Genomic DNA, 246 nt, shown 5'->3' with positions numbered 1-246 from the left:
AACCGGCCGGCATCCATCCTCCCGTCAGCCAGCGCCTCCCGCACGGAGCAGCCGGGTTCTGTTTGATGCAGGCAGTCTGAAAATCGGCAGTTTTGTGCAAGCTGGTCAATATCGCTGAAACTCTGCTTGAATCCTTCTTCCGATTCCCAAAGCTCCAATGCCCGCATCCCCGGCGTATCGATTAAAAGCCCGCCTTCAGGCAGCATAAACATCTCCCTGTGCATCTCGTATGCCGTCTTCTGCTTG

Annotated in this window: 1 pseudogene; it reads right to left on the bottom strand. The window is 55.7% G+C overall.

The features are described 5' to 3' along the window. Nucleotides 1–206, bottom strand: a pseudogene (locus tag L324_RS44450) (ribosome small subunit-dependent GTPase A); the annotation flags it as partial. Nucleotides 207–246 lie beyond the last annotated feature (40 nt).

Source organism: Amycolatopsis orientalis DSM 40040 = KCTC 9412 (genome assembly GCF_000478275.1).
Lineage (GTDB): Bacteria > Actinomycetota > Actinomycetes > Mycobacteriales > Pseudonocardiaceae > Amycolatopsis > Amycolatopsis orientalis.
Note: the sequence above shows the minus strand (reverse complement) of the source record. Positions and strands in the feature narration are given on the sequence as shown.